This window comes from Pseudodesulfovibrio sp. 5S69 (assembly GCF_037094465.1).
GTDB classification, from domain to species: domain Bacteria; phylum Desulfobacterota; class Desulfovibrionia; order Desulfovibrionales; family Desulfovibrionaceae; genus Pseudodesulfovibrio; species Pseudodesulfovibrio methanolicus.
This window is the reverse complement of the sequence record NZ_CP146609.1, coordinates 2283620-2308283: the sequence shown is the minus strand read 5'-3', so window position 1 is coordinate 2308283 and position 24664 is coordinate 2283620. Positions and strand designations below refer to the sequence as shown.

At 63.1% G+C, this 24664-nt stretch carries 30 protein-coding genes; 6 read left to right on the top strand and 24 right to left on the bottom strand.

All coding sequences use genetic code 11. The features are described from left to right. Positions 1–317: 317 nt before the first annotated feature. Both V8V93_RS10930 and V8V93_RS10925 read left to right on the top strand, forming a co-directional pair. Positions 318–1595 carry a double-cubane-cluster-containing anaerobic reductase gene (locus V8V93_RS10930; RefSeq protein ID WP_338666703.1) on the top strand — a complete coding sequence of 426 codons (1278 nt, stop codon included), beginning with the start codon at positions 318–320 and terminating at the stop codon, positions 1593–1595. After that, positions 1592–2371 (top strand): acyl-CoA dehydratase activase, encoded by a 780-nt coding sequence (locus tag V8V93_RS10925; RefSeq protein WP_338666702.1) that lies wholly within the window; start codon positions 1592–1594, stop codon positions 2369–2371. Before V8V93_RS10930 ends, V8V93_RS10925 begins: the two co-directional genes overlap by 4 nt. Before the next feature lie 46 nt (positions 2372–2417). Here the strand turns inward: V8V93_RS10925 and V8V93_RS10920 are convergent, their stop codons facing one another. The 11 genes from V8V93_RS10920 to V8V93_RS10870 all read right to left on the bottom strand — a co-directional run bounded on the left by V8V93_RS10920 (position 2418) and on the right by V8V93_RS10870 (position 9995). Continuing rightward, positions 2418–2990: a DUF2179 domain-containing protein gene (locus V8V93_RS10920; protein ID WP_338666701.1), complete on the bottom strand. Its 573-nt coding sequence runs from the start codon at positions 2988–2990 to the stop codon at positions 2418–2420. 341 nt (positions 2991–3331) lie between these two features. Continuing rightward, positions 3332–4321, bottom strand: coding sequence for a ketol-acid reductoisomerase (gene ilvC, locus V8V93_RS10915; RefSeq protein ID WP_338666700.1), 990 nt, complete (start codon positions 4319–4321; stop codon positions 3332–3334). Between the two features lie 119 nt (positions 4322–4440). Beyond that, positions 4441–4932 carry an acetolactate synthase small subunit gene (gene ilvN / locus V8V93_RS10910; protein WP_338666699.1) on the bottom strand — a complete coding sequence of 164 codons (492 nt, stop codon included), beginning with the start codon at positions 4930–4932 and terminating at the stop codon, positions 4441–4443. Between the two features lie 9 nt (positions 4933–4941). Then, complete coding sequence (ilvB, locus tag V8V93_RS10905; protein ID WP_338666698.1) at positions 4942–6633, bottom strand: biosynthetic-type acetolactate synthase large subunit; 1692 nt, start codon at positions 6631–6633, stop codon at positions 4942–4944. A 3-nt stretch (positions 6634–6636) separates the two neighbouring features. Continuing rightward, complete coding sequence (locus V8V93_RS10900) at positions 6637–6867, bottom strand: DUF465 domain-containing protein (protein ID WP_338666697.1); 231 nt, start codon at positions 6865–6867, stop codon at positions 6637–6639. Positions 6868–6887: 20 nt separating this feature from the next. Further along, entirely contained in the window at positions 6888–7184 is a 297-nt protein-coding gene (locus V8V93_RS10895; protein ID WP_338666696.1) for a DUF167 domain-containing protein, read from the bottom strand. 21 nt (positions 7185–7205) lie between these two features. Continuing rightward, positions 7206–7709 carry a DivIVA domain-containing protein gene (locus V8V93_RS10890; RefSeq protein ID WP_338666695.1) on the bottom strand — a complete coding sequence of 168 codons (504 nt, stop codon included), beginning with the start codon at positions 7707–7709 and terminating at the stop codon, positions 7206–7208. Between the two features lie 24 nt (positions 7710–7733). Further along, positions 7734–8042, bottom strand: a complete 309-nt coding sequence (locus V8V93_RS10885) for a YggT family protein (RefSeq protein ID WP_338666694.1) — start codon at positions 8040–8042, stop codon at positions 7734–7736. An 85-nt stretch (positions 8043–8127) separates the two neighbouring features. After that, the gene (locus V8V93_RS10880) at positions 8128–8808 is read right to left on the bottom strand and encodes an HAD family hydrolase (RefSeq protein WP_338666693.1); all 681 of its coding nucleotides are present in this window, start codon (positions 8806–8808) and stop codon (positions 8128–8130) included. 16 nt (positions 8809–8824) lie between these two features. After that, positions 8825–9607 (bottom strand): hypothetical protein, encoded by a 783-nt coding sequence (locus V8V93_RS10875; protein WP_338666692.1) that lies wholly within the window; start codon positions 9605–9607, stop codon positions 8825–8827. Between the two features lie 16 nt (positions 9608–9623). Then, positions 9624–9995, bottom strand: a complete 372-nt coding sequence (locus V8V93_RS10870; RefSeq protein WP_338666691.1) for a hypothetical protein — start codon at positions 9993–9995, stop codon at positions 9624–9626. 243 nt (positions 9996–10238) lie between these two features. Here V8V93_RS10870 and V8V93_RS10865 point away from each other — a divergent pair, with 243 nt between their 5' ends. Continuing rightward, complete coding sequence (locus tag V8V93_RS10865; RefSeq protein WP_338666690.1) at positions 10239–10439, top strand: twin-arginine translocase TatA/TatE family subunit; 201 nt, start codon at positions 10239–10241, stop codon at positions 10437–10439. Positions 10440–10859: 420 nt separating this feature from the next. Here the strand turns inward: V8V93_RS10865 and pgsA are convergent, their stop codons facing one another. The 3 genes from pgsA to V8V93_RS10850 are packed head-to-tail and all read right to left on the bottom strand — an operon-like array spanning position 10860 to position 13201. Beyond that, a complete protein-coding gene (gene pgsA / locus V8V93_RS10860; RefSeq protein WP_338666689.1) occupies positions 10860–11426 on the bottom strand; it encodes a CDP-diacylglycerol--glycerol-3-phosphate 3-phosphatidyltransferase in 567 nt (188 codons plus the stop codon). Between the two features lie 19 nt (positions 11427–11445). Beyond that, complete coding sequence (locus V8V93_RS10855) at positions 11446–12348, bottom strand: hypothetical protein (RefSeq protein WP_338666688.1); 903 nt, start codon at positions 12346–12348, stop codon at positions 11446–11448. Beyond that, the gene (locus V8V93_RS10850; RefSeq protein ID WP_338666687.1) at positions 12341–13201 is read right to left on the bottom strand and encodes a hypothetical protein; all 861 of its coding nucleotides are present in this window, start codon (positions 13199–13201) and stop codon (positions 12341–12343) included. The genes V8V93_RS10855 and V8V93_RS10850 overlap by 8 nt, the downstream gene beginning before the upstream one ends. 234 nt (positions 13202–13435) lie before the next feature. Between V8V93_RS10850 and V8V93_RS10845 the strand changes: the two genes are divergently transcribed. Further along, positions 13436–13924, top strand: coding sequence for a SixA phosphatase family protein (locus tag V8V93_RS10845; RefSeq protein WP_338666686.1), 489 nt, complete (start codon positions 13436–13438; stop codon positions 13922–13924). Here the strand turns inward: V8V93_RS10845 and miaA are convergent, their stop codons facing one another. From miaA to V8V93_RS10825, 4 genes are read right to left on the bottom strand one after another with little or no spacing between them, the layout of a single operon-like run. After that, a complete protein-coding gene (miaA, locus tag V8V93_RS10840; protein WP_338666685.1) occupies positions 13925–14854 on the bottom strand; it encodes a tRNA (adenosine(37)-N6)-dimethylallyltransferase MiaA in 930 nt (309 codons plus the stop codon). After that, a complete protein-coding gene (gene coaD, locus V8V93_RS10835; RefSeq protein WP_338666684.1) occupies positions 14851–15378 on the bottom strand; it encodes a pantetheine-phosphate adenylyltransferase in 528 nt (175 codons plus the stop codon). The genes miaA and coaD overlap by 4 nt, the downstream gene beginning before the upstream one ends. Further along, a complete protein-coding gene (gene rsmD, locus V8V93_RS10830) occupies positions 15366–15926 on the bottom strand; it encodes a 16S rRNA (guanine(966)-N(2))-methyltransferase RsmD (RefSeq protein ID WP_338666683.1) in 561 nt (186 codons plus the stop codon). Before rsmD ends, coaD begins: the two co-directional genes overlap by 13 nt. 2 nt (positions 15927–15928) lie before the next feature. Continuing rightward, a complete protein-coding gene (locus tag V8V93_RS10825; RefSeq protein WP_338666682.1) occupies positions 15929–17536 on the bottom strand; it encodes an MBL fold metallo-hydrolase in 1608 nt (535 codons plus the stop codon). A gap of 173 nt (positions 17537–17709) precedes the next feature. Between V8V93_RS10825 and V8V93_RS10820 the strand changes: the two genes are divergently transcribed. Together V8V93_RS10820 and V8V93_RS10815 are read left to right on the top strand one after the other, a co-directional pair. Then, on the top strand, positions 17710–18366 hold the full coding sequence (locus V8V93_RS10820; protein WP_338670184.1) for a TIGR00730 family Rossman fold protein: 657 nt from the start codon (positions 17710–17712) through the stop codon (positions 18364–18366). Positions 18367–18372: 6 nt separating this feature from the next. Further along, positions 18373–19275: a DMT family transporter gene (locus V8V93_RS10815; RefSeq protein ID WP_338666681.1), complete on the top strand. Its 903-nt coding sequence runs from the start codon at positions 18373–18375 to the stop codon at positions 19273–19275. Between the two features lie 137 nt (positions 19276–19412). On the opposite strand, the gene V8V93_RS10810 is transcribed toward V8V93_RS10815, so the two are convergent. From V8V93_RS10810 to rsfS, 6 genes are all read right to left on the bottom strand, one after another. Further along, a complete protein-coding gene (locus V8V93_RS10810; protein ID WP_338666680.1) occupies positions 19413–19793 on the bottom strand; it encodes an OsmC family protein in 381 nt (126 codons plus the stop codon). A 120-nt stretch (positions 19794–19913) separates the two neighbouring features. Then, a complete protein-coding gene (locus V8V93_RS10805; RefSeq protein WP_422394417.1) occupies positions 19914–21617 on the bottom strand; it encodes a methyl-accepting chemotaxis protein in 1704 nt (567 codons plus the stop codon). 118 nt (positions 21618–21735) lie between these two features. Next, positions 21736–22227: a hypothetical protein gene (locus V8V93_RS10800; protein ID WP_338666678.1), complete on the bottom strand. Its 492-nt coding sequence runs from the start codon at positions 22225–22227 to the stop codon at positions 21736–21738. Between the two features lie 273 nt (positions 22228–22500). Beyond that, on the bottom strand, positions 22501–22743 hold the full coding sequence (locus V8V93_RS10795; RefSeq protein WP_014320939.1) for a hypothetical protein: 243 nt from the start codon (positions 22741–22743) through the stop codon (positions 22501–22503). Between the two features lie 2 nt (positions 22744–22745). Then, on the bottom strand, positions 22746–24287 hold the full coding sequence (gpmI, locus tag V8V93_RS10790) for a 2,3-bisphosphoglycerate-independent phosphoglycerate mutase (RefSeq protein WP_338666677.1): 1542 nt from the start codon (positions 24285–24287) through the stop codon (positions 22746–22748). Then, positions 24287–24661 (bottom strand): ribosome silencing factor, encoded by a 375-nt coding sequence (gene rsfS / locus V8V93_RS10785; RefSeq protein WP_338666676.1) that lies wholly within the window; start codon positions 24659–24661, stop codon positions 24287–24289. The genes gpmI and rsfS overlap by 1 nt, the downstream gene beginning before the upstream one ends. Between the last annotated feature and the right edge of the window lie 3 nt (positions 24662–24664).

Genomic DNA, 24664 nt, shown 5'->3' with positions numbered 1-24664 from the left:
TCCCTACAACATTTCCGCAACTACCCAACGATTCAGCACTAAAATTAGAAGAACATATTGTAATGACGCACTTTTTTTCCATACTATTTCGCCGCCGCAATCAGCCCTGTTTTGGGGTTACAGTTTTCCCCTACAAAATCGTTTGGTTACAAGAGGGACACAATTTTGTAGTCGGACAAAAAAAGTGCCGAATCGTTGATAAGAGCGTTTTCCTGTTGCCAATACCGTTTTAAAAATAGAAAAATTCACTAGGTAAACATTGCTGCAATCGATATCAAACCCGACCAATCCACAACGTCCATCCCGGGGAGTACGGAATGCCCGAAAACACGCATCATGAAATGTGGGAAAAACTGAATATGGATCTCGAGGCGCACGACGGCCTGCTCGAAGTGCTCGGCAAATTTTACGGGGACATCTACCTGTCCCAGGAGAACCGTCTCAAGGGCGCTGAATACCTCGATTTCGTCCTGTCCGAAGTACACGGGCTGCGCATCAAGGAGTTGCAGGACGCCAAGGCGGAAGGACGCAAGGTCATCGGCTCCTTCTGCGTGTTCGTGCCCGAGGAAATATCCCTGGCCGCCGGCGCCATACACGTCGGGTTGTGCGCCGGGGCCGAGGCGGGCAGCGAGTTGGCCGAACAGCTCGTCCCGCGCAACACCTGCGCCCTGATCAAGTCCTTCATCGGCTTCAAGATGGCCAAGCTGTGCCCTTACATCGAGTCCTCGGACATGATCGTGGGCGAGACCACCTGCGACGGCAAGAAAAAGGCCTACGAGGCCTTCAACGAGATCGCCCCCACCTACGTCATGGAGGTGCCCCAGACCAAGTCCGGAGCCGCCCGCGACCTGTGGAAGTCCGAAGTAATCCGCTACATGAAGGCCGTGGAGGAACTGACCGGCGTGACCATCACCGCCGAGAAGCTCAAGGAAGGCATCCGCATCCTGAACGACAGGCGGCGCGCCCTGCAACGGCTGACCCGCCTCCGCGCTGCGTCCCCGGCCCCCATCTCCGGCCGCGACGCCCTGCTCGTCAACCAGATCAGCTTCTACGACGATCCGATCCGGTTCACGGCCAAGATCAACGAACTGTGCGACGAACTGGAAGCACGCATCGAAAAGGGCGACGGCGTGGCCCCCAAGGATACGCCCCGGCTCCTGCTCTCGGGCTGCCCCATGGCCGTGCCCAACTGGAAGCTGCCCTACGTGGTGGAGAGCTCCGGTGCGGTCATCGTGGGCGAGGAATCGTGTATCGGCACCCGCAACTCGCGGGACCTGGTGGACGAGTCGGGGGAGACCCTTGAGGAGATGATCGACGCCATCGCCGACCGCTACATGCTGATCGACTGCGCCTGTTTCACCCCCAACCAGGAGCGGCTGGAAAACATCGCCAGCTTGGCCAAGGACGTCAAGGCCGACGGCGTGATCCACTACAGCCTGCTCTTCTGCCAGCCGTACAGCCACGAGTCCCTGAAGGTGGACAAGCGGTTGCAGGCCGAGGGCATCCCCATGCTCTCCATCGAGACGGACTACTCCATGGAGGACGTGGAACAGCTCAAGACGCGCATCGAGGCGTTCGTGGAGACCCTCGCATGATCGCAGGCCTGGACATCGGGTCCCGCTCCATTGAGCTGGTCACCCTGATCGACGGCGAGGTGGCGGCCGCCAAGAAGCTCCCCACCACCTTCGACCCCGTGTCCCAGTGTTTCAAACTGCTGGATGGATTGCGCCCCGCCTCCTTGGTCGGGACCGGCTACGGGCGTAATCTCATCCAGCGGCTTGGCCTGGACTGCGAGTGCTCGACCATCACCGAGATCAAGGCCCACGCCCTGGGCGCGGCGCACCTCTTCCCCGAGGCGCGCACGGTCCTGGACATCGGTGGGCAGGACACCAAGGCCATGTCCCTGGCGGGCGGCCGGGTCCTGAAATTCGAGATGAACGACCGTTGCGCGGCCGGAACGGGCAAGTTCCTGGAATACACGGCCGGAGTCTTCCAGATTCCGGTGGAGGAATTCGGCCCGTACGCCATGAAGGGGGAGAACCCGCCCGAGATCAGCTCCATCTGCACGGTTTTCGCCGAAACCGAGGCCACCTCGCTCATGGCCCGCGGCGAAAAGCCCGAGGCCATCGCGCTGGGGCTGCACAGGGCCATCGTCAAGCGCACGGCCAACATGCTCCGCCGGGTGGGGTTGAACTTCCCTCTGGTCTTCACCGGCGGCGTGGCCAACAACCCCTGCGTGCTCGATCTGCTGGCCAAAAGCATAGGCGGCGAGATCGGCCGTGACATCCTGGTCCCGGACAACCCCGACCACATGGGTGCGCTGGGCGCCGCCCTGCACCGCCATCACGACGATACGGCCAACGCCCGCTAGCCTCCCTCTCAGGCGACAGCGATAAACGAAATCAGGCCCCGAAGAATCAGAACTGGGGGACGAACCGCCGGATGGGCCGCAGGAACTTGTCCAGACGGCTGGCGGTCGGGCTGGGCACGTCGCTGGCCCCGCCCGCGGTCTCGAAGGTGTAGAACAGGTCTGGATCGATCTTGCGGGCCTCACCCAGCACCAACTTCATGTCCTTGCGCTTGCAAACCACAAACTGGACCGTGACCGCGCCCTCGGAGCCCTCTCCGGCCACGGTGGTGATCATGAACCCGGCCCGGCGAACCGCATGGGCGATGTCGGTACCGTGCCAGGCGCTGATGATGCGCACGACCACGTTGCCCAGAGCCAGCTTCTTCTCGGCCAGGATGCCGATCACGTTGCCCGTGGCGAAACCGACCGCGTAGAACAGACCGAGCACCGGCGTATCGCCCACCTTGGTCATGACCGCCGAGGTCCCGAAGACCCACAGGGTCATCTCCAGGCAGCCCAGAAGAAAGGCCGCGCGCGACTCGCCGAGCATGGTCACGATGGTCCGCACGGTGCCAATGGTCAGGGCCATCACTTCCAGGAGGAATATGGCCAAGCCGAGAAAAAGGACATCCAACGTCATTGTCTCACCCTCAAAATGGAAATCGGAGAGCGAGAACTATTCACCTTTGACTCATGGGTCAAGCAAAAAAAACAGGTAAATATGTGACAAATTTACTCCCTGTTTTTCGAGCTACAAAAACGTATGCGGCCACCCTTTCGTAGCCCCCTCTCCATGGACAATCAACAGCCTGAAATAACTGACCAACTACGTCCTATGACCGACGTCGGAAGTCTGAAGACACGGCCTTTCCGGGGGAGACGAAATCACCTGACTAGCCCCTCCTTTTTCCGGCCCCTGGACAACGACAAAAAAGGGCGGCCCCGATCGGGACCGCCCTTGCATAGCCTCTGGAGGCGAGCTTACTTCTTGAGCCAGCTCATCATCTTGCGCAGACGGCCGCCGACTTCCTCGATCTGGGTCTCGGCGCCGAGGCGGCGCATGGTCTTCAGGCCGACCTGACCGGCCTGATTGTCCAGGATGAAGTTGCGGGCGAAGGTGCCGTCCTGGATCTCCTTGAGCACGCGGCGCATTTCCTCGCGGGTCTCATCGGTGATGATGCGCGGGCCGGTGACGTAGTCGCCGTACTCGGCGGTGTCGGAGATGGAGTAGCGCATGTTGGCCAGGCCGCCCTCGTACATGAGGTCGATGATCAGCTTGAGCTCGTGCATGCACTCGAAGTAGGCCATCTCGGGCTGGTATCCGGCCTCGACCAAGGTGTCGAAGCCGGCCTTGCACAGGGCGGTCAGGCCGCCGCAGAGCACGGCCTGCTCGCCGAACAGGTCGGTCTCGGTCTCTTCCTTGAAGGTAGTCTTGATCACGCCGGAGCGGGCGCCGCCGATGCCTTTGGCGTAGGCCAGGGCGATGTCGGTGGCCTTGCCGGAGGCGTCGGCCGCCACGGCCACGAGGCAGGGTACGCCGCCGCCCTCGGTATAGGTGCGGCGCACCAGGTGGCCGGGGCCCTTGGGGGCGATCATGACGCAGTCCACGCCCGCGGGCGGGGTGATCTGCTGGAAATGGACGTTGAAGCCGTGACCGAAGGCGATGATGTTGCCTTCTTCGAGGTACGGGAGAATTTCGTTCTTGAAGACCGCGGCCTGATACTGATCGGGCAGCAGGATCATGATCATGTCGGCCTGCTTCGCGGCGTCGGCGACGGACATGGGCTCGAAGCCGTGCTCCTTGGCCAGGTCATAGTTGGGGCCACCGGGGCGCTGAGCCACGATGACGTTGACGCCCGAGTCGCGCAGGTTCTGCGCGTGGGCATGGCCCTGGCTGCCGTAGCCGACCACGGCCACGGTTTTGTCTTTCAGAAGGCTCAGGTCCGCATCTTTCTCGTAATACACTTTCATGGGAGTTTCTCCTCGATATTGTTTGCCCCACTTGGGACACAACAGCTTGAATTATATGAACATGCGAAAAAGCCGGGCGAGGAGAGAACTCCTGGCCCGGTGAGTCGCCTGGTTGCAAATTATAGGTCGATCTGCATGGAGCGCCGCATGGCGACATTACCGGTACGGGCGATTTCCTTGATGCCGAAGCGGGTGAGCAGATTGACGAGCGCGCCGATCTTGCCCTGGTCGCCCGTTACCTCAATGGTCAGCTCATCGACGCTCACGTCTACAACCTTGCACCTGAAGATGTCAACAATACGCAGGATCTCCGCGCGTTTTGAATCCTCGGCATTGACCTTGAGCAGAACCATTTCGCGCTCAACGGATTTCAGCTCGGTGAGATCCTTGACCTTAATGGTGGGTACCAGCTTGCGCAACTGCTTGACGATCTGCTCGACGATGGCATCGTCGCCCTCGGCCACGATGGTCATCAGGGAGACGCCCTTCTCCAGGGTCGGGGCCACGTTCAGCGAATAGATGTTGAAGCCGCGGCCGGAGAAAAGCCCGGCCACGCGGGACAGGACGCCCGGTTCGTTCTCAACCATCACGGAAAGAGTGTGTTTGCTCATCACGGCCTCCTAAACCAACAGCATCTCGGTCAGCGACGCTCCGGCCGGGACCATGGGATAGACGTTTTCTTCCTTTTCCACGCGGATGTCCACGATGACCGGCTTGTCCACCTTGAAGGCTTCGCGCAGGGTCTTCTCCACGTCCTTCTTCTCGGTCACCCGGAAACCGGCGGCCCCGTAGGCCTCGGCCAGCTTGACGAAGTCGGGCTGGGCGTCCATGCAGGTGGCGCAGTAGTTCTTCTCGTAGAAGAGTTCCTGCCACTGCCGGACCATGCCGAGATAGCCGTTGTTGAGGATGACGATCTTGACCGGCAGCTTGTTGCAGACCACGGTCATCATCTCCTGGATGCACATCTGGATGGAGCCGTCGCCCGCGATGTCGATGACCAGCTTGTCCGGGAAGGCGCGCTGCGCGCCCATGGCGGCCGGAAAACCGTAGCCCATGGTGCCCAGGCCGCCGGAGGTCAGCAGCGTGTTCGGCCGGTTGTACTTGTAGAACTGGGCGGCCCACATCTGGTTCTGGCCCACCTCGGTGGCGATGATGGCGTCGCCCTTGGTGATCTCGTAGATCTTCTCGACCACGTACTGCGGCTTGATGCCCTCGGTGTCGTCCTTGTAGGTCAGCGGGTGCTCCTTGGCCCAGCCCTGGACCTTGTCCACCCACTCCTTGTGGTCGGCGGCCCAGTCGTACTCGTCGAGCGTGCCCTCGGTCTCGGCCTTGAGCGCGGCCAGGGCGGGCTTGCAGTCCGCCACCAGGGGCACCTGGACCGAGACGTTCTTCTGGATGGAGGTCGGGTCCACGTCGATGTGCACGATGGTCGCATTGGGGGCGAAGGTGTCCACCTTGCCGGTCACACGGTCGTCGAACCGCGCGCCCACGGCCAGAAGCAGGTCGCAGTTGTTCACCGCCATGTTGGCGGCATAGGTGCCGTGCATGCCGAGCATGCCCAGGAAAAGCCCGTCGTCGCCAGGGAACGCGCCCAGCCCCATGAGGGTGGAGGTCACCGGGATATGCAGCGTCTTTCCGAGCCAGGTCAGCTCCTCGTGCGAGCCGGAGGTGATCACCCCGCCGCCGGAGTAGATCAGCGGCCGTTTGGCCTTCTTGAGCAGCTTGACCACTTTGCGGATCTGGCCGATGTGCGGCATCTTGGTCGGCTTGTAGCTGCGCATGGACACTTCTTCGGGATACTTGAACTCGGCCAACTGCTGCTGAATGTCCTTGGGCAGGTCCACCAGGACAGGACCCGGACGCCCGGTGCGGGCCAGGTAGAAGGCCTGCTTGACGGTCCTGGCCAGGTCGTTGACGTCCTGGACCAGGTAGTTGTGCTTGGTGCAGGGCCGGGTGATACCGACGATGTCCACTTCCTGGAAGGCGTCATTGCCGATCAGGGCCCGGGGCACCTGACCGGTAAAAATGACGACCGGAATGGAGTCGGCGTAGGCCGTGGCGATTCCGGTTACGGTATTGGTCGCACCGGGGCCGGAGGTGACTAGGCATACCCCTACCCGGCCGGTGGCCCGGGCGTAACCGTCGGCGGCGTGAATGGCGCCCTGTTCGTGGCGCACCAGGATGTGCTCCACGGACGACTTGGGTATCTCGTCATAAATGTCGATCACGGCTCCCCCGGGGAAACCGAACATGACATCAACTCCTTCCTCTTCCAGACACTTGAGCAGGATCTGGGCCCCGGTCAACTTCATTTGCTATGCCTCCAATTGGCGGTATTTCTCGAGCAGCGACGACAGGGTCGTCTTACCCGCCAGTTTCTTCTTCTTGAGTTCCTTCATCTCCTGCATCTCCGTGGGAGAAAGGTAGGACTTGGACTCGAGCTTATCCAGCATTTTCTCATAATTGATATGTTGGTCCCACAGAGCCTTGAGTTGCGTATCGTCGGCCCCGTACTTCTCAATGAGTTCAAGGTCCTTGGCTTCCATGTGCTGCTCCTTTTTACAGGTTAACGCGGTGACATGCCTGAAAGAAGACTTCCCCAGTCCGGCTCTCCCGCTGTATTAAGTGCCAGGAGTTTCTTCCGGCTGGAATGGCCGGAGAGGATTTCCACCTGGCTTTTTTTCAACCGCAACAACCGGGCGATGTACGCGACCAATCCCTTGTTGGCCTTGTTGTCCACCGCCGGGGCCCTGAGGCGAACCTTCAGGCACCCCTGGTACTCGCCGGCGACTTCGTCCTTCCTGGCGCCCGGCTGGGCCCAGACGTCGAGGGCCCACCCCGACTCCCGCTTTGAGACGAACACCGGCAGAGAGATGGCGTCCCCCTACTCGACCTTCTTCAGGTACTTGAGCTTGGATTCGATCTCCTCGACCTTCTCCCGCTCGGGGTCGCTGCGCTCGAGCATCTCCAGATGCGCGTTGAGCATGCCCTTGAGCTGGACCTCGAACTGGGTGCGGGTCCGCTTCAGGGATTCAATTTCCTCGTGAATCTGGGCGAGCCGGTTGTGGCCCTTGCGCACGGTGTCGTCCGCCTTGGCCCGCGCCTCGTCCAGGATAAGCTGGGCTTCGCGTCCGGCCGCGACCTTCAGGTCGTCGACCATCTTCTGGGTGGACATGAGGGTGTCCCGCAGGGTCTCGTCGCGCCGACGGTACTCCTTGAGGGCGCTCTCCAACCGTTTGATCTTCTTGCGCATACCCTTCTGCAGATCGGCCGCGTCGCCCAGGACTTCGGCCAGTTCGAGCATGAACTGGTCGACCTCCAGGCGCGAATAACCGAACAGGCCGCGCGAAAACTGCTTGTTGAGCAAATCGATCTTGGAAACGGTCACCTCGGTCCTCCTTTGGTCAAAGGGCTACATGGACACGCCGGAACCCAGAGAATAGGACAGCCGTATGAGGTTCCCCACCACCACGATCTGGCAGACCTTGATGGCCAGCAGGACCACGATGGGCGAAAGGTCGAAACCGCCGACCACGGCGAAGGGAATCCAGCTACGGATTTTGTAGAAAACAGGCTCCGTGACGCCGCGCAGGAAGCGCACGATAGGGTTGTATGGGTCCGGATTCACCCAAGAGAGAAGAGCGGATATGATGACGACCCAAAAATAGGCGGAGAGAACGATATCGAGAACGGTAGCAATTGCTTGGACAATCAAGTCCATGAGGCCTCCTGACGACGCGGTACTAAACACCGGCCATGAGTATCAATGTTGGTAATTTCGCACACGGGAATGCAAGAATCAAGTCCTAAAACGCAGGGGCACACCCTTTGTAGCAGCGCTGCATGGCCGCCCGGATGGCCCAGAAATTTTCGATGAACACATCGGCCTCAAGGTTCTGATCCCCATAGGCCCAGAATCGCACCCCGGCCGCCCGTGCCGCTCGCTGGTCCACGATGGAATCCCCGATGTAGGCCACCTCGTCCGGGCGCACGCCGTGGGCGCGCATGATCCGGAACACCCCCTCGGGGTGAGGCTTGGGCTTGCTGACCACGCAGGATGTGATGATCGGGTGGAAGAAGCCCTCCAGGTCCGTGAGCTTGAGGACCAAACTCATGGACTCGCCCCGGCTGGTGTTCACGGCCAGGTTGAACCCGGCCGCTCGCAGCCACCACAAAAACTCGCGGATGCCGTCCGAGCGCTTGAAGTACGGGGCCAGGTCCGCCTGGTTCATGGTCGCGCCGATTTCGAAGGCCTCCTTGAGCTTGTCCGCGGGCACGATGTGCCGCACGGCCTCATCGTGGGTGCGCGAATGCACGAAATACCGCTCCGCGTCGTTCATGGGCGGCAGGCCCAGCCGCTCGCGGATGGTGCCGTAATAGACCATGTTGGCCTCGTAGGAATCGATCAGCACCCCGTCGTTGTCGAAAACAATGGTCTTGAGGCCCTCGACAAGACGGAGGTTCATCAACGGATTGGCGATCGCCATGCGTCCCCTCCGGAAGTTACTTGAGAATTGCGATGGTCAGTCGTTTCAGCGCCGCGGGCACGCCCTGGGGCTCACGGCGGCGGCAACCGAACTGCCAGGCCGGGGCCGTGGCCCGCAACAGGCCGTCCTGCCCTTCCTCGAAGTCGATGCCGAACTCCTCCCAGACCTCGAAAATCTCGGGATCGGCGCAAATCAGAACCGTTTCCTCGGGAACGAAGGCGGGCAGGGCTTCGACCACCCGCTGCCAGGGCAGCCGGATCTCCTGGCCGTCGGACGTGCCCCCGGTGTGGCTGAGGGTCTCGCCCAGAGCGGTCTCGCGCTCGCCCAGGCTGTCCTCCTCATCCACGCCGATGGTCCGGTCCATGGCTTCCCAGCCGTTCCGGATGCCCTCTTCCAGTCCGGCCAGTTCAAGGATGCGCTCCTCAAAAGCCCAGGCCAGAAGCAGCACGAATTGCGCCTTGGACGCGGCCTCGCGAGCCTCACGCTCCTGCTTGGAACCCCGGCCGTCGTCGAACTGGCGCGACAGCTGGGCCTGGATGGACATGGACGAGCCCTCGTAAAAGTCGTCGGCAGTCACCGCCCCGAAATAGGCCATCTCGCCGGGATCCTTGAACTGCTCGCCGAAGTTAATGCAGTCGTTGATCAGCGCGCCGGCCATCTTCGGATCGAGCGGCAGCCCCTCGGGCCTGAAGGCGTGGGGGGCCGGTTCGGCGGTCAGGCCGGGATCGAAGAAGGTCAGCCCCTCAAGGTCGTCGCCGGACCACAATTCGGGATGCATGTAGGGAAAAGCCAGCAGCATGCTCGGTCTCCTTGTTCTATTCGTCGGTAGCCGGGTCGAAGTGGCGGCACCGCCCAAAGCAACGGGGCAGTCCCATGACGCAGACCCCGTCCAGATGGTGCCCGCAGCCCGGTGCGGTCGCGCCCTGCCTGTATGTGTACATCCCGCAGTGGAACGTGTCCCGGGCCAGACGCTGGAACTGGCGGCCCCAGAGGTCGGGGGCCGCGTCCTCCTCCACGCCGAAATACTCTGCGCGACGCAGGAAATCGTCAAAGGAAGACTCCCACCGGGCCGTGACCTGGCAGCGCCATGACTTCGTGTAACCGGGATTGAGCCACTCCTCGTACAGGCAGCGGCCATTGACATGGTGCCGGCAATCGGTGCCCGGCAGCCGGGAAATCTTGCCCATTCCTACCTTTTGTTCAATGCGTTCGGAACGACCAGGCCGCGCTCCGGCCGGTCTTCCAGTGCCGATGTGACTGATGTAAAGCCCGAGCATTCAATTGTAAAGTCAAACCGCCCTTTTCCCGGCCGGAAGCGGGCCAAGGCCGCTTCGTGCAAATGAGCTGCCGTCCTTGACTGGGAATGGTGGCGGGTGTATAGCCTCTATCACAAATAATCGTGAAGTCATTCACGCAATTGGAGGCAATATATGATTGGCGGATTCGGTGTTTGGGAACTCTTGATCATTCTTTTGATTGTATTAGTCATTTTCGGCGCTAAAAAGCTGCCGGAAATCGGCGGCGGCATCGGCAAGGCCATCAGCAATTTCAAAAAGGCCACCAGTGAGCCTGACGAAATCGACGTGACCCCCAAATCCTCCCCCTCCGACGACGAAAAAAAAGACAGCTAATCGCTGCCCCTCCAACCTACAGGCTTTTCTGACCCGGTTGCCCCTGCAACCGGGTCTTTTTTTTTGCCGCATGCCTCCGGCGGGGCCTCGCCGGCCGGGCGTCTCCGACGGCCAGGGCGCTGCCCTGGACCCGCCCAAGAACCTTTTGAAATAGGTCCTTGGGAATCTCCAAAACTTTTTAGCGCCGCTTCGCAGATGTTGCGCGCGCGTCCATTTCTTCATTCTTCCCTTCAACTATTCCTCTCCACCAACCCTTCTTTCCACCCAACAACACACCCGTTCGCAGCCCTCCGTACGCGCGAATGCGCAAACAAAAAGTTTAGGAAGGAAAGGAAGATGGGGGTCCGGGGGAAGGGGGAAAGGAAACCCTTTGTAAAGGGCTTTCCTTTCCCCCTTCCCCCGGCCGCCGGAGGCATATGCCTACCCTTCGGCCTGTTCGGAGAAGAGTTCGAAGCCCCGACGGACGTAGGCGATGCCGGACAGGATGGTGGACAGGGCGGTGACGGCCACGAGGGTGCCGAGCAGGTAGCCGTAGCTGATCCCGAAGGTGCGGTGGATCATGACCGAGACCACGAGGACGATCTGGGCGGCGGTATTGAACTTGCTGATCCAGATAGGCCGGATGCGGTTCTTGACGTCCACGCCGAGGAAGCTGAGCACGGCCAGGCCGCCGACAATGATCACGTCGCGGCTGACCACGAGCACGGCGAACCAGAAGGGGATCCAGCCCTTGGCGGCCAGGCAGATGAAGGAAGTGACCAGCAGGGCCTTGTCGGCCAAGGGGTCGAGCACGGCCCCGAGCTGGGTGCGCTGGTCCCAGACGCGGGCCAAAAAACCGTCGAAGGCGTCGGTCAGCCCGGCCACGAGGAAAAGTACCCAGGCCAGATTGAAGTTCTCGCCCACGTAGGCCACGACAAAGAGCGGCGTCAGCAGGATGCGGACGATGGTCAGGATGTTGGGAACAGTCCAGATGGCATCGCGCGGCACGGTTTCCTCTTCGCCCGGTCTAGTCCCGGTTTTCGGCGGCCAGATGGAAGCTCAGGCCGCGCTGGGGCAGGAAGGCGTTGAGCAGCATCTCCAGCCGGTCGCGGTTGACCACGGACAGGGTCCAGGTGGCCCCGGCCCCGGTGGGCTGCATGTCCATGGTCACGAGCTGGGCGTTCTGAACGGCACCGTCCCAGCCGTGCAGGACGCGGTCGAATTCCAGCACGCCGTCGGGGGAGAACCAGCCGGACACGGTCAGGGTTTCACCGCCGGTCTGGGCGGCTTGGGCCGTGGGCCGGTCGAAGAACCTGGGCCAGAGGGTGAACCAGGCCTTGGCCATGTCGGTGTTGACGGCCAGCCACTCCTGCCCGTCATAGGACAGGTGGCACTTCCAGGTGTTCTTGTCGCTACCCCGCTCCAGGGTGAAGACCGGGGAAGCGCCCTCGGTGGGGGCTATGCCGGTCAGACTGATGAGGTTGTGCAGGGCCTGCAAATCCTCGTCGGTGAGGTCGCCGGGCCAGACCACGGTTGCGGGTTGGGGCTGCGACAGGGTGGCGAAGAGCCCCATGCCGCCGAGGCTGTCGCGCAGGGTCCTGCGGTCCACCCGCACATCCATGGTCAGGCTCAGCCCCTCGGGGTAGTCCTGGGAGGAGACGACCTTGTAGCCCTGGATGAACGGTTCGGCATGGCCGAGGAGATATTCCTTGAGCAGCGCGGTACGCGCCTCGGGGAGCTTGTTCCCGAGCATGACCACGGCCTCGTCGAGCACGGCCTGGGCGAACCCCTGGGCACGCGCTTTGTCACGCAGGTCGCGCTGGGACATGCCTTCGGCCATGGGCTCGAAGACCTGGACCTGACCGGCCAGGGCAGGCCAGGCCGCCAGCAGGCAGCAGGCCACGGTAATCAGGAAAATATATTTACGCATCGCCCTCTCCTTTGGTCGCCTGGGCCGCACCCGCGCTGTCGGGCGACTTCTCCGGCGCATCCACCAGGATAACCACCCTGCATCCGTCCGCAATGGAACCGGTCTTGACCACGGCCCGGACCAGCCGGGCGTCGGAGGCGGCGATGACCACATCGGTCCGCCAGGAGCCGTAGGCGCTCAGCCCCCGGACAATGAGGGGCCGGTTGCCGACTCGCTCGGCCAGCACCTTGGGGTTGTCGCTGACGGCATAGGCGACCATGCCCTTGTCGGCCACGTTGGTCCTGCCGACCTGGAAATATCCGTAGGCGCCGAACCCGTCCTGGCCGTAGATGACCGGGGCCAGGGCCGGGGTGAGCTTGAGTCCACGCGCGTCGATGACCACGCCGGTGTAGCCGCGCGTGCCGCTGCCCACTTCCTCGGGCGCATTGTCGGGTTGGTCCACGCCCTGCCCCGTGGCCGTGGACAGCTTGGGCGGAATCCCGCTCTGGAACTGGATGGTGTTGGGCAGGACGAGTTCGGCCAACTGTCCCCGGAGCTTCTCGGAGACGCGGACCGTGCCCGCCGCGTCAAAGAGGCCCGGCCCCCGGTACAGGGAGTTCTGGATGAGCCCGCGCACCTGGGTGGCCAGGTCGCTGTCTCCGGACAGGAACGCACCCACTGTCTGGTGGCCGTCGATGCGCACGGACAAGACCATGTCCAGAAGCTGCTTGCGCGCCTGGACCACGGCCTTGCGCACGGCCAGCGGCGACAGGGCCGCGTCGGATTCGTCCGTGGCCGCGCCCTCTATAGCCCTGACCACGGAAAGATCGCCGCTGCCCCAGGCGATGGTCCCGTCGGTCCCGAAGGTCTGCACGAGCCCCTCAAAGGCCTGCGCTGGCGACGAAAAAAGGAAAAACGACAATAGGATCGGAGCAAATATTCGAAACGGCATCTGATAACTGTCCTGAAGTGTTCAAAGCCTCGTACGGCCGGGATGGCCAAGGTTTCCCCCATGTATCGCGCTTGCCGGATTTCTGCAAGCCGCTTGCCGCTGGGCGGGTCCGGTGGTAGCCTTGCCGGATACGGCCAACCAACCCCGGAGCGAAACATGCTTATCCATCTGATGCAGCACGGCGCGTGCCTGCCCAAGGAAGTCAATTCGAACCAGCCCCTGAGCCCCGTGGGCCGGGAGCAGGTGGAGAAAACCGCCCGGGCCGCCGCCATCCTCGGCCTGCGGTTCGAACTGGTGGCGGCCAGCTCCAAGGTCCGCTCCGTCCAGACCGCTGAAATCATGGCCGAGTCCACCGGCTACCCCGTGGACCGCATCGTGGTCACGGACGCGGTCAAGGCCATGGCCCCGACCGCGGAAACACTGAGATTCATCAACGACTACGTGGGGCTGGACTCCATCCTCATCGCCGGCCACCTGCCCTCCCTGGCGCTGCTGGCCTCGGCCATCCTGTCGCCGGGAAGAAAGGTGGACGTCCGCGTGGAAAACGGCGGGCTCATGCAGTTCAGCCTGGAACCGGGCAACCCCGCCGGGACCCTGAACTGGGCCATGACCCCCGCGCAACTGGCCGTCCTGGCCGGGAGTTGATCAGCCCCGCTCCGAAAGCCACCGCCGGGCCAGGTCCGCGATGGGGCCGTTTTCGCCGGGCGCGAACCAGTGGATGTCCGTTTCCTTGTTGAACCAGGTGATCTGCCGCTTGGCGTACGCCCTGGTGTTCTTCACCCACTTCACGCGGGCCTCGGCCATGGTCAGTTCGCCGCGCAGGAACCCGAGCAACTCGGCGCAGCCGATACCGGTCCAGCCCGGCGCGTCCGGGTCCGGGCAGCGCGCAAAGGCGGCCTGGGCCTCGTCCAGGGCCCCGAGTTCGAGCATGGCGTCGATGCGCGCGGCGAGATGCGGTTCGAGGTCGTTCAGGGCGATGCGCATGCCCACCTTGAGGGAGGCGTACGGCGCCGGGGCGTGCTCGCTCTCGGTGTGCCACCAGGTCATGGTCCTGCCCGTGGCCAGATAGACCTCGGCGGCACGGGCGTTGCGCTGGGTGTCGTTCGGGTGGATCTTGGCCGCGTAGTCCGGGTCGGTGTGCGAAAGCTCGGCGTGCAGGGCCTGGGGGCCTTCCTCGGCCACGCGGTCCAGAACCTTGCGGCGGACATCCTCGGGGATTTCGGGGATGGGCGCGATGCCGGACAGGAGCGAACGGAGATAGAGCCCGGTGCCGCCCACCAGGATGGGCAGCCGCCCTTCCCCGCGCACTTCCTCGATCTTGTCCACGGCCATCTCCACGAACCGGGCCGCGGTCATCTTCTCCTCCGTGGACAGAAACCCATAGAGATGGTGTGGGCAGGCGGCGCGCTCCTCCGCGTCGGGCTGAGCCGTGATGATCGGGAAGTCGCGGTAGACCTGGCGGGAGTCGAAATTGATCACACTGGCGGGCAGGCGGCCCGCGATGGCGATGGCCGCCGCGGTCTTGCCCGTGCCGGTCGGGCCGAGCAGGCAGACTATGGGAGGCCGGGCACTCATATGTAGTGGTTGTGCCCCCAGTCCTGGGGCTTGACGCCGAACTTGACGGACAGGGCCGTGGCCACCGGGCCGGGGACCAGCCCCCGGATGTCGCCGCCGTACTGGGCCACTTCCTTGACGATGGTGGAGCTCAGGTACATCCACTTGAAGTCGGTCATCATGAAGACGGTCTCGATCTCCCACTTGAGCTTGCGGTTCATGAGCGCCATCTGAAACTCGTACTCGAAGTCCGAGACCGCGCGCAGACCGCGCATGATCGCCCCCGCCCCCCGGCTCTCCACGTAGTCGATAAGCAGGCAGTCGAAGGATGCCACCGTGACCCTCGGCTCGTCTCGGAACACGTCCTGGGCCAGGGCCACGCGCTCGCCCACGGTGAACAGCGTCCGCTTGGGCGTGCTCTCGGCCACGGCCAGGATGATGTTGTCGAAGACCTTCAGCCCCCGGCGGGTCAAGCTCACGTGGCCCATGGTCAGAGGATCGAATGTGCCGGGGTAGACGGCCAGCCTGGGGTTCAATTTCGCCATAGTAAAATCCTGGTTTGACCGTATTCCCGGTCGGTTAGCAATTCCATGTCCCCCACGGGGCCGTCCTGCGGGGGGGTGACAGCGCTCTCCACCTCGGCCAGGACCAGTGCGTCCTGCGCGATCCAAGCGTTGCCCAGCGCCTTTTCCAGGGCCGGGACGAGCAGGTCGTGACCATAGGGCGGGTCGATGAAGACCAAATCGAAGGGGCGCTCCGGGCCCTTGGACAATACACCAAAAAGGTCCTTGCAGACCACCCTGTATCGTGACTTATCCACTTTCAGATCGGCCAGGTTGCGGCGGATGAGCGCGGCGGCCTTGGGGCTTTTCTCCACGAACCAGGCCGTGGGCGCGCCCCGGCTGAGACATTCGAGCGCCAGGGAGCCGCTTCCTGCGAACATGTCGATGACCCGCGCGTCATGGAAGTCCACGCCCCGCGCCGTGAGCATGGAGAAGACGGACTCGCGCACCTTCATGGTCGCGGGACGGTATCCGGGGCCCTCGCAGGTCAGTATCCTGCGCCCCTTGTATTGGCCTCCGACGATCCGCACGGCTACATCTCGGAGACCAGCTCCACGATGGTGCGGTTGATGTCAAGCAGCTTGTCGCGCAGCTCGGCCTGGTCCACCCAGGGGCGCTTTTCCACGTCCCGGAGCCGGTTGCGCAGCTCCTGGTACAGTGTCTCGGAGTCCGCCAGCAGGAATTCCCAGTCCACGCGCGGCCGGGCCACATCCAGGTCCACCACGGGTTCGAACTCCTTGCCCGGCAGGAGCTCCAGGACCTCCATGTACTCGGGGATGTGCACCTCGAAGCCGAACTTCTCGGTAATCAGTTTGGCGAATTCGTCCTGCACCTCGGCCTCGCCGTGCACGAGCAGGACCTTGATGGGCTTGCCCTGCATGGTCCCGAGCCAGTCCAAAAGTTCGTCGCGCCCGGCGTGGCCGGAGAAGCCGTTGATGGTGAAGACCTTGGCCTTGACCAGGACCTCCTCGCCGAAGATGGTGATCTTCTCGGCCCCGTTGACGATCTTGCGGCCCGGCGTGCCCACGCCCTGCCAGCCCACGAAGACCACACTGGCCCCCGGACGCCACAGGTTGTGCTTGAGGTGGTGCTTGATCCGCCCCGCATTGGCCATGCCGCTGGCCGAGATGATGATGGCCGGTCCCTGGGACTCGTTGATGGCCTGGGACTGTTCGCGCGTCTGGGTGAAATGGAGGTTGGGCAGGTCCAGGGGGTTCTCCCCGTTCCGGATGTACTCCTGGGTCTTTTCGTCGAAATATTCGGGATGGTGGCGGAAAATCTCCGTGGCCCGGATGGCCAGCGGACTGTCCAGGTAGATGGGCATGTCCGCGGGCAGCTTGCCCTGCTTCTTGAGCAGGAACAGGGAATAAATGATCTGCTGGGAGCGCTCCACGGCAAAGGCCGGGATGACCACCTTTTCGCCGTTGCCGTAGCTGTAGGCGATGGCCTCGGCCAGTTCGTCCAGGCTGCCCTTCTCGTCCACGTGGTTGCGGTTGCCGTAGGTGGACTCCATGAACAGGTAGTCCGCGCACTCCATATCGGACGGGTCATTGACGATGAGCTGTTCCGGCCTGCCCAGATCGCCGGAGAAGACCGCCTTGGTCAGCTTGCCGTCCTCCTGGTACTCGATCTCGATGAAGGCCGAGCCGAGGATGTGCCCGGCATCCTTGTAGGTCACCTTGACGCCCGGCGCGGGCTCGAAGGTCTTGGAGTATTCGATGGCCGCGAACAGCGGCGTGGTCCGCTCGGCATCGGCGATGGTGTACAGCGGCTTGATCATGTCGCCGCCTGTCCGGCGTTGCTTGCGGTTGCCCCACTCCGCCTCCATCTCCTGGATATGGGCCGAGTCCAGGAGCATGATCTCCAGCAGGTCGCGGGTGGGCGAGGTGCAGTAGATGGGATTGCGGTATCCCTTGGCCACCAGGGCGGGCAACAGCCCGGTGTGGTCGATATGGGCGTGGGTGATCAGGATGAAATCAAGCTTCTTGGGGTCATAGGCGTCGATGTTCCAGTTGCGTTTTTCGATCTCCCTGTTGCCCTGGTGCATGCCGCAATCCACGGCGAAACGCTTGCCGTCGCATTCGAGAATGTAACAGGAGCCGCTGACGGTGCGGGCCGCGCCCATGAAGGTGACTTTCATACGTTGTCCTCGCGTTGCCGTCCCGCCCGGAATTCCGGAATATAATCCTCTTCCGAACGGAACAAAATCAGTGTAATGAAGCAGTCGGCGGAATCCTGCATCCGCCGCCCAGACTACATGCCCCATAAACCGTGTCCAGGCAACCTTGCCATGAGCGCACAGGAGAACCAATGATTCATCGTTCCAAGCAATATCTGATCGACGATCTGTCCATCCACGAGTCCTGGCGGCTCTTCAAGATCATGTCCGAAATCGTCGACGGGTTCGAGAACCTGTCCGAAATCGGCCCAGCCGTTTCCGTGTTCGGATCGGCCAGGGTCAAGCAGGACGAACCGCTCTACCAGAAGACCGTGGAGCTGTCCAAGGCCTTGTCCCAGGCCGGATTTTCGGTCATCACCGGCGGCGGTCCCGGCCTCATGGAAGCGGGCAACAAGGGCGCGTTCGAGAACGATGGCGAATCCATCGGGCTGCACATCCACCTGCCCATGGAGCAGAAGAGCAACGAGTTCCTGAACATCAAGAGCGAGTTCCGCTACTTCTTCATCCGCAAGCTCATGTTCATCAAGTACGCCCTGGCCTACGTGGCCCTGCCCGGCGGCTACGGCACCCTGGACGAGCTGTCCGAGGCCCTGGTGCTCATCCAGACCCACCGCATCAAGCCGTTCCCCATCGTGCTCTTCGGCTCCGAGTACTGGGCAGGGCTGATCGACTGGTTCAAGACCCAGATGGTCCCCAACGGCTTTTGCAAGGCCGAAGACCTCGACCTGTTCATGGTCACGGACGACGTGGACGAGGTGGTCGGCTACATCCGCAAACACGTCATCGTCTAGCCTGCAGTGACCGACAGCAAGAAAGCCTTGCTCTACGGCCTGGCCACGGTGTCCATCTGGTCCACCGTGGCCTCGGCCTTCAAGATCGCCCTGCGCAACCTCGACCCGCTGCAACTCCTGCTCTGCGCCTGCGCCGTGTCCGCAGCAACCCTGGCGGCCATCCTGCTCTTCCAGGGAAAGCTCGGCGAAATCATGAGGATGGGCCGCAAGGAGACGCTGCGCTGCGCCCTGCTCGGGCTGCTCAACCCGTTCCTCTACTACACCATCCTGTTCAAAGCCTACGACCTGCTGCCCGCCCAGGAGGCCCAGCCGATCAACTACACCTGGGCCGTGACCCTGTCCCTGCTGTCCGTGCCCCTGCTCGGCCAGAAGCTCTCGCTCAAGGCGCTCGTCGCCATCCTCTTCAGCTACCTCGGCGTGGTGGTCATCTCCACCCACGGCGACCTGCTCGGCATGCACTTTTCCAGCCTGCCCGGCGTGGCCCTGGCCCTGGGCAGCACGGTCATCTGGGCCCTGTACTGGATCTTCAACACCCGGAGCAAAGCCAACCCCATGGCCGGGCTGCTGCTGAGCTTCCTGACCGGCTTCCCCTTCATCCTGGCAGCCACCCTGCTCTTTTCCGAGCTGCCGCCGCTCGCCGCAGGCCCGCTCCTGGCCGCAGCCTACGTGGGCCTCTTCGAAATGGGCATTACCTTCGCCCTCTGGCTGACGGCCATGAAATACGCAGCCCGGCCCGACGGCGGCGGCACCGCGCGCGTGGCCAATCTCATTTTCCTGTCGCCCTTCCTCTCCCTGGTCTTCATCCATTTCCTGGTGGGCGAGACCATCCACCCCGCCACGGTGGTCGGACTGGCTTTCATCATCGCGGGCAACGCCCTGATGCAATATTCCCCAAGGAAGCGCGCCTGACGCCGTCCGGAGGGAATCGAACGCGCCGGCCATCCCGAAAAATGCAAAACGGCACGCGATCCGGTCGCGTGCCGTTTTTCGTTGGCCGGGGCCTTGCCCGCATCCCGGCAACCGGGGCGGACAAGCTGCCTCGCGGATTACTCCGCCTTCAATTCGAACGAGATGGGCTTACCGAGCAGACCGTGGATGGGGCATCCCTTCAGGGCCGCTAGCAACCGTTTCGTATCCTTTTCGCTCAACCCTTCAGGCAGCTTGACGCTGTATTCGAAGGTCGAGCCAGCCTCGCCCGGCACCACGGTGACGGAGGTCTCCACGTGGCCCAACTCGATGTCGTGCGATGCGGCGAAGGCGCGCAGAGTGATGTTCAGGCACCCGGCCAGGGAGGCCTCCAGCAGGGCGAAGGGCGTGAACGCCGCGTCCTGACCGCCCTTCCCGACCGGGGCGTCGCATTGGCCCACATGGTCGCCGTCCGTGAACTCCGTCAGGTAATCGTCTTGTTTGCTCTTCGTAGTGATCATGATCGTACCTCTTTTTTGCAATCGATTGATCCGGCCGGTGAAGACGCCGGTAGGCAAGACCATAGTGCCGCCCCGGATACAATGCAACCGGGGCAGGGGTACGGCGGAAACCGCGGCCGCCTAGGCGGAAACGCTCACATCCGCCGCGATCACGCCGAGCATCCTGCCGTTCTTGCCGAAAAAGGGGCCGGACACGGTGATGCACTCCCGGCCCGAGGCCGAGGAGGTGTAGACGTCGGAGATGTGGAAAGTGCCGTTCTCGGCCACGCCCCGGAACCAGGTCCGGTCGGCCCAGTCCGAGCCGAAGGCCGACGGGTCCTCGGCGAAACCGGAGACCTTGCCCCCGATGTTGCTGACCGTCTGCCTGCCGCTCACGTCGGTGATGTACATGAGCTCCAGAAACTCGTTCCGCTTGAGGGCGTCGCGCATGGCCTGTTCCAGCCGTTCCCGGCGTCCGGAACGGACCGCCTCGGATTCTGCCAGGGCGCCGATGATCTCCTGGACCCGGCCGCTGCCCACCAGGCGGAACACGCCGGTCATGACGGCCAGCTCCTCCACGCGGGCGGTCAGATCCGACACGGCCTGGGCGGCCTCGGCCATGCCCTGGGCCGTGTCAGAAGAAATGGCATGCACGGCCGTGATCGTCCGGGTGACCTCTTCGCTCGACACCGACTGCTGACTGGAGGCGGCGGCAATGGCCCCGATGCGTTCGGCGCTGGTTCCGGAGTGGGACACTATCTCGTCCAGGGCGGTCCCGGATTCGCGGGCCAGCCCTGCGGCCTCGTCGGCCAGGCCGGACATGGCCTTGACCCCGTCGATGGTCCGGGCCACCTGGTCCTGGATGCCCTCGATGGCCACGCCCACGTCGCGGGTGGCGTCCATGGTCTTCTCGGCGAGCTTGCGCACCTCGTCGGCCACCACGGCGAAGCCGCGCCCGGCGTCGCCCGCCCTGGCGGCCTCGATGGCGGCATTGAGCGCCAGGAGGTTGGTCTGGTCCGCGATGTCGGAGATCACGCCCATGATCGCCCCGACCCCCTCGGCCTGGGAGCCGAGTCCGGCCACGCTCTCAACCAGAGACTGGGAATTTTGGGAGACCGCGCTGATGGAGTCGATGGTCCGGGTGACCACGGCGGAACCGGACTCAGCCCGCTCCATGACCTTGTCCGCATCCTCGGCGGCGGCGCCCGCGCTGAGAGCGGTCTCGCTCACGGCCGCGTTCATCTCCTCCATGGCCGAGGCGGCCTCGGAGATGAGCCGCTGCTGCTCGGCGGCCCCTTCCCGCGCCGTGCGCGAGGATACCCCGAGGGTGGCCGAGTGGTCGCGGATGGCCTGCACCGAGTGTTCCAGGGTCCCTGCGGCGGACAACAGTCCCTCGCACCGGGCGGCCTCGCCCTGCCTGCGCGCCTGGGCGGCCTGGGCCAGGGCCTCTTTCACGCGAGCCTCGGCCTCCCTGGCTACACTTTCGCTCTTTTCGGATTTGGTCTCCAACTCACCAATGTAATTCACGATCTTCTTCAGATGAGTGGCCATCCTGCCAAAATTGTCATCGCCTCCTACCGGCACCTCCACTGCAGCGTCCCCTTCGGCGATACGCTCGGAGACTCTCTCCAACACTTTATATTTATTATGAATAGCCTTTGAAGTCAGCAAGACGCAGACCGCGCATGCGGCCGCAATGAGCATAACAAGGACCGTGAGTCCCCAGACAGGGTCCCCGAAAAACCCTGACAGAATTGTAACCTCGCCGTCCGACGCCCAGGCCGATCCGGACCCGGCCAACAGACCGAAGACCGTGGGAACAACCGACAACACCACGAAAAACATACCTTTTTTCTGCATTACCCCTCTTCTTCCCCAATACGGACTGTATAAAGACTATGGTACATTCAAGCAAAAGGCGGGCCACAAATTGACTCGTCAGCCGAGCACCGCGGAACGGCCGCTAGCGGAAGGAGAAGGTGTTCAACACCCCTGTCAGCCTTGACCAGCAATCCTCCTGGGAAAACTCCCGCATTTCGCCCGGGGTGTACATGCCGATGGCGGTGTAGCTGAGGAAGAGCCGGATGTCGTATCGCCATCCATCGCGGACGGTCCAATAGTCCCGCGCCTCAAGCCGATGGCCCATCGCCGCGTCCGTCATGTCGCCCCGTCTGAAAGGGAGGCCGTTCACGACCGCGTCGCGCACCCCCTGCTCCGTCCCGCACAGGAGATCCCCGTCAAAGCGGGCGCAATCACCGCCTCCCTCCGCGGCCGGGGAAACGGAGACCACGATACAGGCACTGCCGAAATTCGTCCCCTCGTAATCCGCGCCGGAATAACAACCGCCAAGACGCACGGAGCCGTCGTCCAGGGGGAAATAGCTCTCCCGGGCCAACGTCTTCGCGTCGCTTGAGACAGTGAAGTCCACCGGGAAGTCCATGGTAAAAGAACGCACGTCGCCCCCTTGTGCGGACGCCGCATCCGGACGGCTCGCCGAACAGGCGGTCGTCGCCCCTCCGGCCACGGACAACACAAGCAACAACATCCATGAACAAAAACGGGGGCACCAAGGGGCTTTCCGCATCGCTTCATCCTCCGCTGAATACGATTCAAGTCCGTATATACAGTGGAAATCCCCTACGACGACGCCATAGAGGATTTCGCTTCATTCAAACTTTCCGTCAGCCGTTCGGGCTGAGGGGGAGGCCCGAGGTCCCGTTTCGCCGGGCTAGAGGAAGTCCGGATCGATGCCCGCCTTGCCCCCGGCCAGGATGAGCTTGAGGTAGCGGATGGTCCGGTCGTCCACCGGAACGATGGGGAAGTTCTCGCGGCAGGCGTCGCACTGGGCCATGGCGGGCCGGGACGGCGCGATGAGCGGGACCTCCCGGCCGCAGTGCGGACAGGGGTAGAGGAAGATCATTTCCATGGCCGCGGGCTTCACCGGGGTCAGGGGTTTCTTGCTTTCAGCCATGGTTATCCCTTGTGTACCAGGTTCTTGCCGGTCATTCCGGCGGGCGGCTTCATGCCCCACAACCCGATGATGGTCGTGGCGATGTCGCCGAGGATGCCCTCTTCGAGGACCGCGCTCTCGCGCCCCTTCTCCATGAAGACCAGGGGCACCGGGTTGGTCGAATGGGCCGTGTGCGGCGCGCCGCTCGCATCGAGCATCTGCTCGGCATTGCCGTGGTCGGCGGTCATCAGCACCCGGCCGCCGCTTGCGAGCACCGTGTCCACGATGCGGCCCACACAACCGTCCACGGCCACGCACGCCTTTTCCGCGGCCTCCATGATGCCGGTGTGCCCGACCATGTCCAGGTTCGCCAGGTTGCAGACGCACAGGTCGTATTCGCCCCACTTGGAAATCAGGGTGTCGGCCACTTCCTCGGCGCTCATCTGCGGTTTGAGATCGTAGGTGACCACCTCGCGCGGGGACGGAATCATGATCCGGTCTTCGCCGGGAAACGGCTCCTCGCGCCCGCAGTTGAGAAAGTAGGTGACGTGGGCGTACTTCTCGGTCTCGGCGATACGCAACTGCTTCATGCCGTGGCTTGATGCGAACTCGCCCAGGGTGCCCTCGTAGTCCTCAGGCGGGAAGGCCGTGTCCATGGGGAAGGTGGATTCGTACCGAGTCATGGTCGCGAACATGGCCAGGCTCGGCACGTGCGGGCGGTCGAACTCAGTGAAATCCTTTTCGAAGATAGCCTTGCTGATCTCCCTGGCGCGGTCCGCGCGAAAGTTGAAGAAGAACAGGCCGTCGCCGTCCTGGATGCGCCCGTCCACGCCCGCCACCACGCTCGGCTTGACGAACTCGTCGAACTCGCCTTCGGCATAGCGCGCCTCGATGGCCTCGACCGGATCGCCGATGGATACGCCGCGGCCGTCCACCAAGGCCCGGTAGGCCTTTTCCACGCGCTCGAACCGCTTGTCGCGGTCCATGGCCCAGAACCGACCGGACAGGGTGGCCACCTTGCCCAGGCCGAGTTCGCCGAGTTTGGCCTGGAGGGTGCGCATGTAGGCGAGCCCGCCCTTCTGCGCCGTGTCGCGGCCGTCCATGAAGACGTGGATGAAGACCTCGGGGACGCCCTCGGCCTTGGCCATGTCCAGCAGGGCGAACAGGTGGCGGATGTGCGAATGGACCCCGCCGTCCGAAAGCAGCCCCATGAGGTGCAGCCGTCCGGAACCGGCCTTGGTCCTGACCATCAATGTCTTGAGGGCGGGATTCTCGAAAAAGGAGCCGTCCTCGATGGCCATGTCGATGCGGGTCATGTCCTGATAGATGACACGCCCCCCGCCGATGTTCATGTGCCCCACCTCGGAGTTGCCCATGAAGCCGTCGGGCAGCCCCACGGCGCGGCCCGAACAGGTCAGCCGGGTGGACGGATACTCGGCCAGGAGCCGGTCGAGATGGGGAGTGGCGGCGTTGCGCACGCAGTTGCCCGCGCTCTCCGGGGCGATGCCCCAGCCGTCCAGTATCAGCAGCAGTGTCTTCTCGGGTTCGGCCATGTCGTTATCCATCAGGCCTCGAACTCCACGCGGGGAGCTTCGGTCCACATACCTTCGATGTTGTAGAACTCCCTGAGCTCGTCCAGGAAGACGTGGACCAGCACGTCGTTCAGGTCGATCAGGACCCACTCGCCGGTCTTGTGGCCCTCCATGCTCAGGAATTCCATGTTTTCCTCGGCGGCCCTGTCCAGGATGTGGGAGGCCAGGGCCTGGGCGTGCTTCACGCCTCTGGCAGAGACCACAAGGATCATGTCCGTGACCGAGCTTAAGCCCGACACGTCGATGATGCTGATCCGCTCGCCCTGCTTGGCGTCAAGCCACCCGGCCACGTCACGGGCCTTTTCGATGCTCGCCATTTCGGCGAATTTCTTTTCTTTATTAAGCAATGT